At 38.0% G+C, this 16,408-nt stretch carries 11 protein-coding genes; 8 read left to right on the top strand and 3 right to left on the bottom strand.

Translation table 11 applies throughout. The features are described 5' to 3' along the window. Positions 1-499: 499 nt before the first annotated feature. The 8 genes from ATS74_RS01860 (at position 500) to ATS74_RS01825 (ending at position 12,548) form a co-directional block, all read left to right on the top strand. Complete coding sequence (locus ATS74_RS01860; RefSeq protein ID WP_058547238.1) at positions 500-3,208, top strand: endo alpha-1,4 polygalactosaminidase; 2,709 nt, start codon at positions 500-502, stop codon at positions 3,206-3,208. Next, positions 3,208-6,489, top strand: coding sequence for a tetratricopeptide repeat protein (locus tag ATS74_RS01855; RefSeq protein ID WP_058547237.1), 3,282 nt, complete (start codon positions 3,208-3,210; stop codon positions 6,487-6,489). Before ATS74_RS01860 ends, ATS74_RS01855 begins: the two co-directional genes overlap by 1 nt. A 15-nt stretch (positions 6,490-6,504) precedes the next feature. Next, on the top strand, positions 6,505-7,020 hold the full coding sequence (locus ATS74_RS01850; protein WP_058547236.1) for a hypothetical protein: 516 nt from the start codon (positions 6,505-6,507) through the stop codon (positions 7,018-7,020). After that, positions 7,017-8,315, top strand: coding sequence for a PelD GGDEF domain-containing protein (locus tag ATS74_RS01845; RefSeq protein WP_058547235.1), 1,299 nt, complete (start codon positions 7,017-7,019; stop codon positions 8,313-8,315). The genes ATS74_RS01850 and ATS74_RS01845 overlap by 4 nt, the downstream gene beginning before the upstream one ends. After that, entirely contained in the window at positions 8,312-9,298 is a 987-nt protein-coding gene (locus ATS74_RS01840) for a HEAT repeat domain-containing protein (protein ID WP_058547234.1), read from the top strand. Before ATS74_RS01845 ends, ATS74_RS01840 begins: the two co-directional genes overlap by 4 nt. Beyond that, positions 9,288-10,805 carry a GT4 family glycosyltransferase PelF gene (gene pelF / locus ATS74_RS01835; protein ID WP_058547233.1) on the top strand — a complete coding sequence of 506 codons (1,518 nt, stop codon included), beginning with the start codon at positions 9,288-9,290 and terminating at the stop codon, positions 10,803-10,805. The genes ATS74_RS01840 and pelF overlap by 11 nt, the downstream gene beginning before the upstream one ends. Further along, complete coding sequence (pelG, locus tag ATS74_RS01830) at positions 10,793-12,157, top strand: exopolysaccharide Pel transporter PelG (protein WP_058547232.1); 1,365 nt, start codon at positions 10,793-10,795, stop codon at positions 12,155-12,157. The genes pelF and pelG overlap by 13 nt, the downstream gene beginning before the upstream one ends. Before the next feature lie 82 nt (positions 12,158-12,239). Beyond that, the gene (locus tag ATS74_RS01825; protein ID WP_058547231.1) at positions 12,240-12,548 is read left to right on the top strand and encodes a hypothetical protein; all 309 of its coding nucleotides are present in this window, start codon (positions 12,240-12,242) and stop codon (positions 12,546-12,548) included. A gap of 99 nt (positions 12,549-12,647) precedes the next feature. Here ATS74_RS01825 and ATS74_RS01820 read toward each other — a convergent pair whose 3' ends face one another. The 3 genes from ATS74_RS01820 to ATS74_RS01810 all read right to left on the bottom strand — a co-directional run bounded on the left by ATS74_RS01820 (position 12,648) and on the right by ATS74_RS01810 (position 16,174). Beyond that, positions 12,648-13,649: a D-Ala-D-Ala carboxypeptidase family metallohydrolase gene (locus ATS74_RS01820; RefSeq protein ID WP_058547521.1), complete on the bottom strand. Its 1,002-nt coding sequence runs from the start codon at positions 13,647-13,649 to the stop codon at positions 12,648-12,650. An 11-nt stretch (positions 13,650-13,660) separates the two neighbouring features. Further along, positions 13,661-14,986: a L,D-transpeptidase family protein gene (locus tag ATS74_RS01815; RefSeq protein WP_058547230.1), complete on the bottom strand. Its 1,326-nt coding sequence runs from the start codon at positions 14,984-14,986 to the stop codon at positions 13,661-13,663. A gap of 210 nt (positions 14,987-15,196) precedes the next feature. Then, a complete protein-coding gene (locus ATS74_RS01810) occupies positions 15,197-16,174 on the bottom strand; it encodes a DNA topoisomerase IB (protein ID WP_058547229.1) in 978 nt (325 codons plus the stop codon). Positions 16,175-16,408 lie beyond the last annotated feature (234 nt).

The raw sequence follows: 16,408 nt of genomic DNA, 5'->3' as shown, positions 1-16,408 counted from the left end.
AAATAGTTAAATTACGATTGTTTACATTGTTTTATTAATGCTTGAGTAAACTTAATAAAAACAAACAAGATAGGATTGAACATACATTTAGCACGATCTGTTGGCTTATATTATAGCCGTAAGAATGCCTTAATGACATATAAAAAATTAAGACCTTAGTCTCAATAAAGCAGCTTGGGGTTTAGCTAATAAACCTCTAGCCAAAATAAATGTTATGCTTAATAAACAATCACTTTTTTAGAGGTGTTAAATTATAAGCAATTTTTGTTGAAACTATTTAATTTACACCAAATAAAAGCCTCTTAGTTCCCTTTAATCTTGATGAGTTAATCTGGAGCGCATGTTAGTATAAGAAATAGGTGCAAGTGTTAACGCACCAGTAGATATTGATAATTTATTAACATATAATAATCCTATCTTACTAATACCAAATAGCTAGCATTAAAACGGAACGCATTACTTTGAGTCACAGTTATAATTTATTAAAAACGAATTACTAATGAAGTATTTTTTATATCTTGTGCTTTTAGTATCAGTCCATGTATTTGCAAAACCTGCAAACAATAGTATCGCATTTTACTATTCATCCCCTATGCCACTGGCGGAAATGACCTTTTACTCTCGAGTTGTAGTGCAACCTGAGTTAGTAACTGAGCATGAGCTTGCATGGTTTAAAAAACGTAACATAGCTGTTTATGCCTATTTAAGTGTGGGTGAATCATTTAATAAAAGTGAATCATCACTCTCATTAAACCCCAACTGGAATAGCCACATTGCTGATTTAACCTCAGAGCATTGGCAACAACATATGCAAAACAGCGCGGCTTTATTAAAAGCCCGAGGTTTTACTGGTTTGTTTTTAGACACCTTAGATAGCTACCAACTTTTAGATGCTAAACATAGTAAGCCAGAGCAACAAGCGGGCTTAGTAGACATCATAAAAAACTTATCGAATACATTTAATAAACACCTTATTCTTAATCGCGGATTTGAGGTATTGCCTAAATTGGCGGGCTTCGCCAGCGATTTAGTAGCTGAAGGTCTATATAGCCATTATAACCCAAGCGATAACAGCTATAAGTTAACCACAAAGGATGATCAAACATGGCTAATTGCACAGCTTAACAAAGCACAAACCTTAGGTTTTAATGTACAAGTTATCGATTATGCAAAGCCAAATAACCGCCTTGCAATGGCAATTAAAATAAAACAGGCAGGTTTTACTCCATGGGTTACCGATGGGCACCTACAAACATGGGGCACATCGAGCATAAAACCGGTACCTAGGCGAATTTTAATTCCTTATAACAGTAAGGTTAAACCTCTTATATACACACTAGTTCATTTAAAACTAGCCACCATGATTGAGTACTTAGGCTATATTCCTGATTACGTTGATATGGCAAAGCGTCCGCTGCCATTGGTGGATCCAAGCCTACATGCAGGTATTATTTCGTGGACAGTCAGCGATACCTTTTATACTCCAACACTTACAAATTGGCTTGAATCTAATTTAGGTGTAGTACCACAGCTTATTTTAGGCGAGTTACCTAATGCATCAAAGCTGTTATTAAAATTAGGTGTAGAGTCGTTAAATACCTCACCAAAGGCGCCCTATGAGTTAGCTCACTTTGAACCTTGGCTAAAAGGGGAAGCAACAACTGCTCCGGCGATTACTAAACCTTATTTTTTAAAGCTCTCAAAAAATGCAACGCCATTAATCACAATTAATTCGGCAGACAATTTAGCCGTTGTCCAAGCCGCAAAAACAAAATATGGCGCTGTAGTTGTCGCGCCGTGGTTAATAGACGCACTCCCAATGGAAGGCAGTAAATGGGTTATTGACCCTCGAACGTTACTTACAAAAGCCATGGGGCTACCGCCTATTTTAGTTCCTGATACCACCACCCTTAGCGGCCGACGTATGCTAACTATTCATATAGATGGTGATGGTTTTACAAGTGTTGCGCACTTTGCAGGTAAACCTTATTCAGCAGAAGTGATTCGTGATGAAATAATTGAACACTACAAACTGCCACTTACTTCATCTGTAATACAAGCCGATATTGAACAAGGCGGTTTGCACTCAAAAATGAGCCCTAAACTTGAAGCCATAGCGCGTGATATTTTTGCCCTGCCTTACGTAGAGGTCGCTTCACATACTTATAGTCATCCGTATTTTTGGACTGCTCTTTCTGGGCGTAAAAAAATAGATGTAGATGATACCGATTATGGTTTTCACTTAGATGTACCAGGTTACAATAGCATTAGCCTTAAAAAAGAAATTACTGATTCAATAAAATATATTGATGAGAAGCTAACACCTAAAAACAAAAAAACAGTCATGATGCTTTGGTCAGGAGATGCAACGCCAGGCCCTAAAGCACTTGAGCTTGCTCGCGATGCTGGCGTACTCAATGTTAATGGCGGCAATACCGATGTAAATGCAGATAATCCTAGCCTTACACACGTATCGCCAATTGGCAGGCCTGAGCGTGATTTACTTTATCAAATTTACGCGCCAATCCTTAACGAAAACGTTTACACCAACTTATGGCACGGCCCTTATTATGGATTTAGGCGCCTAACAGAAACATTCGAAATAACAGAAAAACCATACAGATTAAAGCCATACACTATCTATTTTCACTTTTATTCTGCAGAAGTGCCTGCTGGGCTTGAAGCACTAAAGCACAACATAGACTACGTATTAGCGAGGCCAAATACACCAGTGCATTTAAGTGATTATGCAAAAATAGCAAAAGACTTTTATTTTTCAGCACTTGCAAAAAACAGTGATGACGAGTGGCTATTTAGCTCAAAAAGCATTCGTACTTTACGTATTCCAAGTGACTTTGATGTACCTAATGTTACCCAAAGTACGGGGATTTCAGGTGTTACACAAAAAGGCGATTACATCCACATAACTGACGATATAGCACAGTTAAGCTTTGACCATACACAAACCAATAATAGTCCGTATTTAGCATCGGCAAACGTTGCTATTGATACATGGCAAGTTAATGGACCTGTAAGCTTTAAGGCATGGGTACCCGCTACGTTAGATCTAATTAATGCACGTTCTTGTGAATTTATCTCCCATATGGGTAAACGTTTTAAAGGGACTTCACGCGGTAAAATAACACAGTTTAAGCTGCCAGAAGGTCAATTTTACGGTTACTTAAACTGCAAAAGAGGTGCATTTTAATGAATAATAAAAAACGCCCTCATTTAGTGTCTGTTAAAACAATTTTAGCTATTTTAGCCGTTAGTTGTTTTGCACTTTATGCTTTGTTTCCGCACACTTTATTTTTTGAAGATGATGCACTTTCGCAAGATTACACCTTTGAGAAGTCATACTTAAATGCGGCACTTAATACCGACCCAAATAACGAAAAGCTGCGTGCAAAAAAAATAGAGCTACATATTGGGCTAAGTGAATATTCACAGGCAACTAACGAGCTAGATAAACTTCCTAAAAGTGAAAGAAAAACAGAGCTTGAAATAAGGCTCCTTTATGCATTGTGGGTAGATAGCGGCGCTAAAGAAGATGACAGGTTAGAAGAGCTTTCGCTTAAAATTACTGCGTTTAATAACTGGAATGAAAAAGTACTCAAAATAGCTAAAGCAATTGGCTTAAACGAAAAAGTGGCAAAATACTACGCGCAAAACAACCAGCCTCTTATTGCAGCCGATTATTGGCTAAGTGCTGGCATGCCAATAAAGGCGTTGGCCATTTATAAACACTATATAAATGCTGATATAGCCACAAAAGCTATTGAAACCGCCTTAGGAGCAGATAGCCCAGAACTAGCTTACACCTGGTGGAAAACCTATGGCGATGCAAACAACATTAAACGCACTCTTTATTTAGCTAACTTAGCTGGTAACACTGAAGATGCCGCTAAAGCTATTGAAGTATTACTTAAAGCACAACCTAATAACACACAGTATTTAACACAAGCTATGCAACTGCGTTTAGCAAGTGGTGATGCAAAAGGTGCAGAGCAGTTATTAGCAAAGCTATTATTAAAAAACCCAAATGATAAAGAGCTTCATTTGCTTAATTGGAAAATTAAGCGCTGGCAAAATAAGCCAAAAGAAGCGCTAAAAGAATTTAAATGGTTAATGGCTAACCGAGCTGTAACTGCAGCTATGCTCACCGATAGTATTAACGATGCTAACGCGCTGTACTTGTATCAAGATGCGAACGAAATTTACGAATATAAAGCACAAAATAGAAAGCTTAGAGGAAACGGGTTTGCGAAATGGATGCAAACCAATGAGTATATTGGTAATCCAAAACAAGAACTAAACCATATAGAGCGGTTTGAGCAAATAAATGGCAAAAGTGCACTTTCTCAGTACTGGAAAGCAAAAGTACTGCACGATACAGGAAACTTAAAAGGTTTAAGATCTTTATGGCCAACGTATACGGGCCCTAAAAATGAGGAAGATTTACTGTGGATTGCCCGTGCATTTTGGCTAGAAGACGACTTTAACACTGCATTGCAAGTGCTCAAAAACAAGCAACAAAGTTCAGATGATGAATTTTGGAGTGCCCAAGTAGATATGGCTATGCGAGTACAAGATAAAGCCCAGGAATTATATGCGCTTGAGCAACTGAAAAAGATTAGCCCTTTAAGTGTCGGTGATATGCTTCATTACCAACAATTACGCTTTGCAGGTAAACCACAAGAACTACTTGAATATTTATGGAGCAACGAAAGTAAAACAGACCGGCAACTCATCCAAATAGCACTGCTTAGTACGCAAGTTAACGATGCAAAAGCGATTGCGCGTATTCATGCAGAACTTGATAAACAGCGCTATAACAAAGCGCTCTACCCTGCATGGTTGTTGCTTTCTAATTGGTATCAAAATCAAAGTGACTTAAATTATGCGTACACTACATTAAATCGTGCGGCTAAATTGAGTGAATACAATCCAGATGTTGTGTTAGCGCAAGGTTGGCTCGCACTACAAATGCACGATACCGTGATGATAGAGCGTATTTTAGCTAACTATTCTCAAAATGATCCGAGTTACGAGTGGACACAGCTTTTAGCTAGCTTATCAATACACCAAAAATCATATAACAGCGCGTATTTTTACCTGCGTAAATTAGCCATAAGCGACCCTAGCGACTTAACAACCTTAGTTAACTTAGCTGACGTAATGAGGCAATTGGGCTATTACGCAAACGCAGCTGAGTTAAATCATTATTTATTACAGCATTTACCAAAAGATAAATACGCGTACAGAGGCTTAATGTTTCGCTGGGCAGGCGCTATGGCGATGCCTCATTTAATGCAGCTCAATACAATGGATGAATTAGCCCCAGACACCATAGGCGAGCCGCAAACAAATTGGTGGCTTGCAAGGCGCGCCGCAACAAAATTAGAGCCTTGGCAAAAGCTTCAACTTTATATGACCAATGGTGAATTTAATAAAGTTAAACAGCTTATGGCTGAAGGCTCACTAAGTAAACTTGATGAACTTAATGCACTGCTTTATTTAAAACAGCCTTATGCCACTATGCAGCGATGGTACGAAGAGCTAACCGATGAGCCTAACGAATCACAATTAAGCTTACTTAGAAATGCTCGTACATCGTACTTTAGAGCGCTTGAAGTTAACCTCTCCCCAGAAGCCGGATTAAATAGCAGCCAATACGATGTAAATGTTTACTTTCCGTACGCTAACGGTCAATGGAAGCTTAGTATTAGCGATCAGCAAAACTTAAATAACAACGGATTGCTGTTTGCTATTGAAGACAAAATAACGCGAGGCCGTTGGTACTTTGATGCCAAAATTGACTCCCACCAGGGAAGTTTTGCAAGCCGCCAAGGCCTAAGTTTAGATTCACGTTATCAGTGGAATGCGCGTACACAAGTCGGTTTAAAGCTGGAATATAACGTAGAGAATCGCCAGTCCGAAGCGCTACTTAGCTATGCCCAATTAGATAAAGCAACGGCCTACGTTAACTACAATATTGATAATAGACAAAACGTGCAGCTGTCTGCAGCAGCAATGTCATTTTCTCAAAGAGATAATGGCAGTTCATTAATTAACGGCCAAGAGTATAACGCCCGTTACCAGTACAGTATTTTAAAAGGTCGTCCAATTTGGAATGCGTATTTTAGCGCCCAATGGCAAGACTTTGAACGCGTTAACGCATTAATAAATACAGAACAAAGACCACTTAGAATTGATCTGCAACCCTTTAGACGCTTTGCGCTAGGTACTTCATTTGCTTCAACGGGCTCATTAGAACCACCTTATTTAGGTGCAAGCCCATCATGGTTATTCGATATAAGTACGGGTTATCAAACACTAAACGATACGGTTGATGTATCAGTTTCAAGTGGCGCAGGTTGGTCTGTACTGGGCGACGATTTATTTAAATTACAGCTGGGTTATCAAAGTAGTAATAAAGTGGGTAACTCAGATACACAATTACAATTAGGTTATTACGTACATTTTTAAATGTTAGGAGAGAGTATGTTTCGTTTAATTATACCGTGTTTGGTATTACTATTATCAGCGTGTACCACCAGCAGAGTGGCTGATGATGTAGAGCTAAATCCAAGTGCTACTGTGGCTTTATTACCGCTTGTAAATCATGCACAAACCCCACTGGCTGGTGAACGTGCTGAAGATATTTTAGCCAGCATTTGGCAACAAAATAAATTACCGGCATTAATTCGCGCCCCTCGCGTTAATACCAAAGAACTCCCACCTCTTGATGATCAATACCGTTTAGATAATGCAATGCAATGGTTAAGCACTCAACAAGCCGATTATGTTTTATCTGGCAGTATTGAAGAGTGGCGTTATAAAGCAGGCCTTGATGGCGAACCGGTTGTAGCACTCACTCTATCGCTTAGCGTTAATGGACAAACAACCCCTGTATGGACTGGCACTATAGCTAAAAGTGGCTGGGGTCGAGATAGTATTGCTGCAACAGCACAAGATGTGATTGCCGATTTAATTTCGTACATAGAGGTTAGTGAGTGAAAACACATTTCCTTAGACCCAGAGAGGTTCCTGAGCTACAAATATGGGCTGAGGTAATAATATTTACCGCGCTTGCTTTAGGGCTGCCTGTATTATTTAACGCCGAAGACCCTTTTTGGACTGAGGGAGGCTTTTCGTGGCCAGTACTTGGCCCATTATTAGTTGCTTTGCGCTATGGTTTTTCAAAAGGTTTTATTAGCATTTTATGCTTGCTTATAGGGCAATTGTTATTACTAAAAGTAACTATTTTATCTGCCCAAAGTGGGTTTAATATTAACGCTATGATTGGCTATATTATTGTTATTATGATTGCCGGCGAATTTAGAGATGTATGGGAGCGTACTAACCAAAAGCAAAGTATTGAGCTTGAATACGTTACTGACAGACTAGAAACCTTTACTCGCCAATATCATTTAATTAGCTCATCGCACGATAAAATAGAGCAAATGTTAGCAGGTCATACTCTGAGCTTGCGCGAATCTTTGCAAGCAGTAAGAACCTCTATAGGCCACTTAAAAGAAAGACGATTGGACAGTGCTGCGCAAAAAATTATCGATTTGTTTGTAGAATACGGCATGCTTGAAAAAGCGGCTTTATACAAAGTAGAAAACGATACTATTTTAGAGCCTTCCCTTGCAAGCATTGGCCAAATGGGGACACCAGAGGCGAATGATCCACTTGTAATTGCCATGTTTGAAGAAAAAGAACTTGTATCTGTAAAAGATGAAAAAGCATCATCGGGCCTAAGCAAGTATCATATTGCTATTCCTTTAATAGATGTAAACAACACTATTTATGGCGCTATATTGGTCGAAAAAATACAATTTTTTGCGCTCAAAAACACTACACTTACACTTCTTGCCGTAATGGCTGGGCACATTGGCGACCTACTTCGCCATGAAATAACAAACCCAGTTATGAATAAAGAAGAGTCACCTTACTTTATTAGCCAAATTAAACGTGCAAACAAAGAAGCCAAACGCTACAACATTCCATCACAGTTGCTCAAAATAAAAGCCATGAGTATTTCAGATAAATCGACCCAACTTATGGGGTATTTAAATGAAGCTCGCCGTGGTTTAGACATTTACTTATACGACAATGAAAACCAAGTGTTATTGCTATTAATGCCCCTTGCTGATGAGCTTGAAAAAGCTGGCTTTATTGCCCGTATGAACACCTGGTGTAAAGAGCGTACGGGTAATACATTAGCTGAGCTTGATATTGTTATTGAGCAACAAGTTTCTTTACCTGTAAGCCCTGATGACATAAAGAGAATGGTTTCACTGTCATGATTATAATTATAGTGGCCGCTATTTTAGGGTGTATTTGCCAATACTTTGCACTAATGGAAGTTCTAAAAGAACCTAATTGGCTGCTGGCAATATCACTTCACGCTATGGCGAGCGCTTTGTTTACTATTGTTAGTTATATTTTTATACCTAAAAAATATAAAACCACACTTTTTAGCGCGTTTTTATTACTATTTTTACTGTTATTTACATTACCTGTACTAGGAGTTATTGGTGTAGTACTTGCGATTACGTACGCCCTTTGTAAACCACTTAAAAATGACGATATAGAAATACAAGAGCATAAAATACCTGAGCTCCCCTTTGAAGCCAGAGCTATCGCTGCAACACCTACCTACTCAATTGGCGGCTTAAAAGCAATTTTAAAACATGCCAGTGAGCCTAATAAACGCTTAAGCGCTGTGATGGCCGCTCGCCACATGAGTGACTCACAAGCTATTCCTATTTTAAAGCTAGCACTTAAAGATTTAGAAGATGATATTCGACTACTCGCCTACTCAACCCTTGATGGTAAAGAAACCAAACTTAACGAAAAAATCAGTTTGTATCAGCAAGAAATAGCCATTACTACTAAGCAGCCAAAGTTAAGTAATTTACAAAAACAACTAGCCGAACTTTATTGGGAACTTAGCTATTTAGGCTTAGCCCAAGGTGCTCTTCGAAAATACGTTTTAGAAAAAGCCGAAGTACTTGCATTGCAAAGTGTTGAGCACGTAACAACACCTGCAACTTTTATATTTTTAGGACGTATATCTTTAGCCTTAGACAAATACGAAATAGCCCATGAGTACTTACTCAAAGCAACTGAGTCGGGCATGGCAAGGCGTCATGTTCTCCCTTATAAAGCCGAAGTTGCTTTTTGTATGAACAAGTTTGATGACTGTAAACGCTACCTAAACGAGCTTCCTATGCAGCCTAAAGGTAGCGAGCTACGTCATCTACAGGAGTACTGGCATGAGCAATAAAAACGCCGATATATTGCTACTTTTAGAAGGTACTTACCCTTACGTGCGTGGGGGGGTTTCTAGCTGGGTTCATCAAATTATTGAAGGGCTTCCTCATTATAATTTTGAACTGATCTTTGTTGGTGGAGTGCCTGAGCATTATGGCGAAATTCAATATACACTGCCTAAAAATGTAACCAAATTACATGTCCATTATTTAGTTGAAAATAACAATACTGACATTAAAGCTAAACATGGCGTTAAGTATAAAAAAGAGTTATTTGATTTTTGGCAGCAACTACAAAGCTACTTTAGAGACTGCAACGAGCCTATACCTACAGAACTGCTAAAATTTGCTTTTGAAACATTAGCTAAAAAGGATGGCATAAACGAAGCTGACTTTTTATACAGCGAATCATCGTGGCAAGTACTAGCTAATTACTACTTAAAATATTGTGATGAATCTTCTTTTATCGACTTTTTTTGGTCGTATCGTAATTTATACAAACCGTTATTTAAAATAGCCGAAATTGCACGCGAGCTCCCTAACGTTAAACTCATTCATTCTATATCTACCGGCTATGCAGGTATTTTAGGTGCTGGTGCCAGTGTAATAAGTAACACACCATTTTTGCTAACGGAGCATGGTATTTATACCAAAGAGCGAAAAATAGATCTCATTCAAGCCAGTTGGATTAAAGAGTCTGAGCAAAGCTTAGGAAAAAACTTAAATACCGAGATGGGCTTTATACGCCGTATGTGGATCAGCTTTTTTGAACAAATTGGCCGTACAACGTATCAAGAAGCCGACAAAATTATTTCCCTTTATGAGGGAAACAGGCAGCGCCAAATAAAAGATGGCGCAACACCAAATAAAGCCTTTGTTGTACCTAATGGTATAAAAACCTCACGCTTTGTTGAATCTCTAGCAAAGCGACCTAACAAAATACCACCCGTAGTAGGATTAATAGGTCGCGTAGTGCCTATAAAAGACATTAAAACCTTTATACGTGCTATTAAAGAAGCCCAGTCAAGCCTGCCAAATGTTGAAGGCTGGATCATAGGTCCCTTTGAAGAAGACCCGCAATATTACAAAGAGTGCCAGCTACTCGTAGGCAGTTTAGACTTACAAAGCACCATTAAATTTACTGGTATGCAAGATATAGCTCAAATTTTACCAAAGCTAGGAATTGTAGCGCTTACCTCTATTTCTGAAGCGCAGCCATTAGTACTTTTAGAAGCAATGGCTGCAGGTGTACCGGTACTTGCCAGTGATGTAGGCTCATGCCGTGAAATAATAGAAGGCGGTACCGAACAAGACAAAGCTCTTGGTAAAGCCGGCGAAGTAGTCTCAATTGCCTCTCCAAGCGAAACTGCACTGCAAATTTCAAACATGCTAACTAATGACCAAATGTGGTTAGAGTATCAACAAAGCGGCTTAGCCCGTGTGCGAAAATTTTATGACGAGAGCCACATGTTTGCCCGTTACGATAAACTTTATAAGGATACAATGGCATGGCCGGAATAGGTTTTGAGATACGTAAAATTCTCAAAAAGAACACCCTACTCTCAGTTTTTGAAGCTTATGGTTATGCTGGATTAATTGGCTCTGGGCCTTGGCTGCTTTCAATTGTAGCGCTAATGCTTATTGGTATATTAAGTTTAGGAATAGTACTGCCAAAAGTACTGATCATTCAGTTTTTAACGCTTGTAACTTACATGATGGCAGCATCACTTATTTTAACCGGTGGACTACAGCTGCTCTTAACTCGCTTTATTGCTGATTTATTTTTTCAAAAAGAAGATGCAAAGGTACTGCCTAACTTGCTTGGCGCACAACTTGTTACGACTATAGCGGCACTATTAGTAGGACTAGCTGTGTGGCCATTATTACCCTTGCCAGTTGTCACTAAAATAATAATTTTAGGCGCTTTTATAAGCTTATGTAATCAATGGTTAGGCGCTATATTTCTCTCCGGAATGAAAGAGTACAGGCTAATACTCGTTACTATGCTCAGTGGTTACAGCTTTATGGTGTTACTGGCTTTTTTACTACGAGACTGGCAAATAGATGGGTTGTTTTTTGCCTTTTTTGCAGGAGAGGCTTTACTCTTTTTTAGCTTCTTATTTATGATTATTCGTCGCTACCCAGGTGAGAAGTTTATAAGCTTTGATTTTTTAAATAACAAACAGGTGTATTACAGCTTATTTTTTTGTGGGCTATTTTATAACATTGGTGTATGGGCTGATAAGATCATTTTTTGGTACTCGCCTAGCACATCAATTCAAATTATTGGCACGTTGAGAGCCAGCCCAATTTACGACTTACCTATATTTTTGGCTTACCTTTCAATTATTCCTGGTATGGCGGTGTTTTTAGTAAAAATGGAAACCGACTTTGTCGAAGAGTACGACCGTTTTTATACCGCTATTCGTGAAGGCTCATCGTTAGAAGAAATTTACTATTTGAAAGATAATATGATCCAAACTGCTCGTTCTGGGCTTTATGATATATTTAAAATTCAAGGTATTACCGTTGCATGCTTATTATTATGGGGTGAACAAATACTTACCTTTATAGGTATTGACCCAAATTATAAAACACTGTTATTTATTGATGTAGTTGGTGTAGGTGTACAAGTTATATTTTTATCTATTTTAAACATTTTATTTTATTTAGATAAACGTTCAACCGTGCTGTTTTTGGCTGGATTATTTTTAGTTATAAATGTAGTTTTAACCTTACTTTCAATTGCTTTAGGGCCACAGTTTTATGGTTATGGCTTTGCGTTAGCCACTATAATTACCTCTGTTGTTGGGCTATTTTGGCTTTCTAAACAATTTGAAGATTTAGAGTACGAAACGTTTATGCTGCAATAGACTATTTAAAACGTAATTGAAAACACATTATTTTTCAAAAGCCCTACGTATAGAGACCTTTTTATGTTTAATGGAGAATTATATGGACATAGACTATTTAAATTATTCACTCCAAGAGCTACGTGAAGCTTGGATGACAATTGATGATTACACATACCCAGAGCGCGCAATCAAAGTTTATCAACTTTTGAAAAGTGCTGAGGCTAAAGCGTCAGAAGATAATTATTCCAATGCATCTTCTACGTGGGTCGTGTCAGTTTTACGTAATTTCAGTAGGCCTAGGCTATATGACCCAAGCTTTAGCGATATATTACTAGAAGAAAGTAGTGCAACGATGAAAGAGCAACGTGTTATAAACCTCATCGCTGAAAGAAAGAGTATTGACCACTAGCAGGCGTTCAATACTTTTAAATAAAGTGAAAACCAACATTACCCATTAGTCAGTACTTGCGCAATCCCTTTGCTATCAATAATAGTCAAACTAATTCAATTACTTACTCACCCAACGCGCTTTAAAACCACGCGTATCAACATGTATAAATGCGCCTCTGTGCGACTTAGGCCCATAAATACCTAATCCACCTAGTAAACCTTTAAATGACTCTCGTCTAGCTAACGACTCAACTATATCGGCCATCGCTTTAGCATCCCCTATTGAATGCTTACCGTCGTTATTTATGTCATCCATACGGTAGTTACCATCGTTATCTATAAAAATATCGGCAGCATCGCCAAATACATGTCGGCTGAGTTTTACATTACCAATTGATTTGTTGTAGTAAGGGGTTCTATAACCGCTCATAACCACCATGTTACTAACAGGTATGCCTTCTAAAATGAGTTCTTTACGTATTTTTTCTAGTTTAAGTAGTAACTTATTTTGTAAAAATAAATACTTTGGGTGCTTACTTCGCTGCTTACTAACAAACTCTTTGAGTGAAAAGTGAGGTGAAATTTTTACGTTTTCATTTCCAGGCGTCACCTTCACAAAGCCATCGGGCACTATGTAATGAGCAGTGTCTTTAATTTGTGAAGGTTTAGGGTAGTGGCCAATATGGTAATACTTGAGCTTTCCTCCTTCAACGTTGTCTGCGGGTACTTTTACAAAAACGTTGATTTTCATACGCTGTTTTTTATCGGGCGACTCAATAATTACCGTTGTTAAACCAGACTCTTTGGGTGCTTGCCATTGCCAACGGTTGGTGTCTGTAAGCTTCGATTTCCCTTGGGTATTAATTAGCGTGTAGGCATTTTTTGACTGGGCAAAAAGCACCTCAAACTCAACTTGCTCTTGGGGCATTACGAATACCGAAAACACGGAGTATGGCATAACTATATCGTTAATTTTTAGGCTAAATTCTGCATCTTCAAAGTTAGCTTTATTTTTTATATCAACCACCTGATGCGCAGCCTTTGTAGGTGCTGCAGCAAATACATGATTGCTAAATATAAGTGTGAATATGGCGATAGAAATATAATGAATAAATTGCATAAACCCTCTCATTATTTATTTTTTAACAAAGCGGCAATCACCGACTGCTCATCATTTTTTAATAATGCTTTTTTATCGCGTTGATAAATGTCATCTCTGAAGTTAACCAACTTATTTTCATCAACCCATGCAGTCCAATAAACTAAATGAATAGGAAGAGGCTCATCTAAATGAAACGTTTGAGTACTGTTTTGAGTACGTGCGCTGTCTATATGATTAAGTGTTTGTGCCTCTCCTTCGTGCTTAATGATTTCACGCGCTAACGAAAAGGGTTGCTCTATTCTTATACAGCCATGCGATAAAGCACGATTTGATTGGCTAAAGCGCTGCTTTGCAGGTGTATCGTGAACATAAATTGCTTCAGCGTTAGGGAATAAATACTTAACCTCTCCTAGAGGGTTTTCTTTACCAGCACGTTTTACTAAAAAGTGATCAAATTGGTATGGCTTAATAGAATCCCAATCAATATGGCTAGGATTAATAGTTTGTGAGTCTAGGTAGCTGTTTTTTCTAATTTCAATATTATTTTTTACAAGGTAATCAGGATCCTCGGCGACCTTTGGAGCAATTTCTTTGGTAGCGATTGAGGTAGGTATACGCCACTCAGGGTTAACTACAAACTTTTCTATTTCGTCGCTAAATGCAGGCGTTTCCCAACTTGGTTTACCTACAATTACGTTATTTTTTAATTTTACATCGCCCGCTTTTACAAATCGTAAGCTGTACTCAGGAATATTTACATACACATATTGCTCATCACTTGCGCCTGCAAAGTTAGTTATTCTATAAAAGTTAAGTTTTAATTTATCGAGTTTTTTCTTTGCGGGTATATTAAGCGAAGCAAAAGTACGCTTACCCACTCGGCCATCAGCTTTTAAACCATGGCGGCTTTGAAATTGCTTAACAGCTTGCTCTATATCTTTATCGAACATGCATATGGTTTCGTCGCACGTATTATTTTTTAAGTCACGTTCTTGGTATAAACGCTGTGCAAGTAAGCTCACCTCTTTACTATTACTGCCTAGTTCAAGCAATTCGTCGCTATATAAGTGTGTAAAACCACCGTTGTTAACTATTTCTTGATACCAATTAATGGCTTTCTCTGTACGTTCAATTAATTGCGCTGAATACTGATCAAAGTAATAGTTGTCATCAGCTTGTAGGTACTTTTGTGAGTTGTAAGTAGTTAGTGAAGAGTTAGCGAGCACCGCACTCTCAAGTTCATTTGCAGCGAGAGTTGGTGCTGAGCATAAGCCGCTCATGCTAATAAACAATGCAGTTTTTAAAGTTAAACGCTTTGCTTTGGCAAACGCTTGATTTGAAAATGACCCCTTCACTGTGTACCTCCTCGCTAAATATCGTTGATAAATGCTTTTGTACTTACCACTAAGTAGTACACTGGAGGTGCAACGGTAATGCCAAATTAAACTTTAAAAATAAACACTTGAAACTTAATGACTTTTTAAAACTTTATATTTAAAACGTTAATTAATTAGATTAGTGAATATGTAATTAATATGCTTAAGTGTGTAAAGTTGCTATGGCAATTAATCGTTTAAAAAAGCTAAAAAACCACGTTCATAACGACTCAAGTACTTCGTTTTTCGTGGTAATGAAAGAGACTCTCTCCACGCAGTTTGAGTATCTTCATCTTCTTTGCACAGCGTAATTAAATCAGGATGCACATATGATTTACGTGCTATAGCGGGAGTATTACCCAGTTGCTCGGAGACACTATCAAGCATACTTTTTAAAGTAAGCGCTCCTTTGGCTTTAGCTAATTGTTTAAATGCAATCACGCTTGCTCGCCAAGTTCTAAAATGTTTTGCACTAAAATCTTCACCCATTATTTGCTGAATATATTGATTTATTTCACTTGATGTAACATTAGTGCGCTCACCCTCATATATATACTGAAACAAATGCTGGCCGGGTAAATCTTGTAGGTCCTTTATTACATGGCTAAGCACTCTATCGGTTATATTTACTTCACGCTCCTTGCCTGATTTAGCCCGATACTTTAGCTGAATATTTTTACCCGTGAGTTTTGCATGGCGTGTGCGTAATGTTGTAGCGCCAAAGCTTTTATTTTGCTTTACGTTACGCTCATTACCTACTCTCAGCGCACCTAAATCCATAAGCCTTACAACTGCCGCTAAAGTACGTTCAATATTAAGCTCATCGCCTTGTAAGTCTGTTTCTAAACGTGCTCTTAACAAAGGAAGTTTATTACCAAACACTCCACATGCTTGGTATTTTTTAGCCTCTTGTTGCGCTCTAAATTCAGGATGATAGCGGTATTGTTTTCGCCCTTTACTATCAAACCCTGTCGCTAAAATATGTCCGTTTTCTTCTGGGCAAAACCAAGCGTTTTTATAGGCAGGTGGAAATGCCAATCCATTTAAACGATCAATCACATTTTGCTCTTTTATTTGCTTACCTATTGGATCGAAGTAAAGCCAACTTTTGTGTTTAAGTTTACGCGTGATCCCTGGCAAATTATCATCTACATAAATTAGCTTCATTTACCCTCCAATTATATTTAAAGCATGCGTCTAAATATAAAATGTATCACTTTAAAATAACCTCAAACTGAACAAGATTATTGATATATAATAAAAACTAACAACAACTATAACGACTTAATATATTAATAATTCTATTTCGGTTTTTGTAAAAGTAGGTAGAACTTACGTGCCAGCAACGAGTCTATTACGATTAAACTTGATGCACTCAGCGCTAAAAATAACTACTTGAGA

This window comes from Pseudoalteromonas sp. H103, assembly GCF_001469205.1.
GTDB lineage: Bacteria > Pseudomonadota > Gammaproteobacteria > Enterobacterales > Alteromonadaceae > Pseudoalteromonas > Pseudoalteromonas carrageenovora.
Note: the sequence above shows the minus strand (reverse complement) of the source record. Positions and strands in the feature narration are given on the sequence as shown.

Excerpts from the sequence above, each read along its gene's own strand:
- ATS74_RS01860 (WP_058547238.1), top strand. The coding sequence starts at position 500 with ATGAAGTATTTTTTATATCTTGTGCTTTTAGTATCAGTCCATGTATTT.
- ATS74_RS01855 (WP_058547237.1), top strand. The coding sequence starts at position 3,208 with ATGAATAATAAAAAACGCCCTCATTTAGTGTCTGTTAAAACAATTTTA.
- ATS74_RS01850 (WP_058547236.1), top strand. The coding sequence starts at position 6,505 with ATGTTTCGTTTAATTATACCGTGTTTGGTATTACTATTATCAGCGTGT.
- ATS74_RS01840 (WP_058547234.1), top strand. The coding sequence starts at position 8,312 with ATGATTATAATTATAGTGGCCGCTATTTTAGGGTGTATTTGCCAATAC.
- pelF (WP_058547233.1), top strand. The coding sequence starts at position 9,288 with ATGAGCAATAAAAACGCCGATATATTGCTACTTTTAGAAGGTACTTAC.
- pelG (WP_058547232.1), top strand. The coding sequence starts at position 10,793 with ATGGCCGGAATAGGTTTTGAGATACGTAAAATTCTCAAAAAGAACACC.
- ATS74_RS01825 (WP_058547231.1), top strand. The coding sequence starts at position 12,240 with ATGGACATAGACTATTTAAATTATTCACTCCAAGAGCTACGTGAAGCT.
- ATS74_RS01820 (WP_058547521.1), bottom strand. The coding sequence starts at position 13,649 with ATGCAATTTATTCATTATATTTCTATCGCCATATTCACACTTATATTT.
- ATS74_RS01810 (WP_058547229.1), bottom strand. The coding sequence starts at position 16,174 with ATGAAGCTAATTTATGTAGATGATAATTTGCCAGGGATCACGCGTAAA.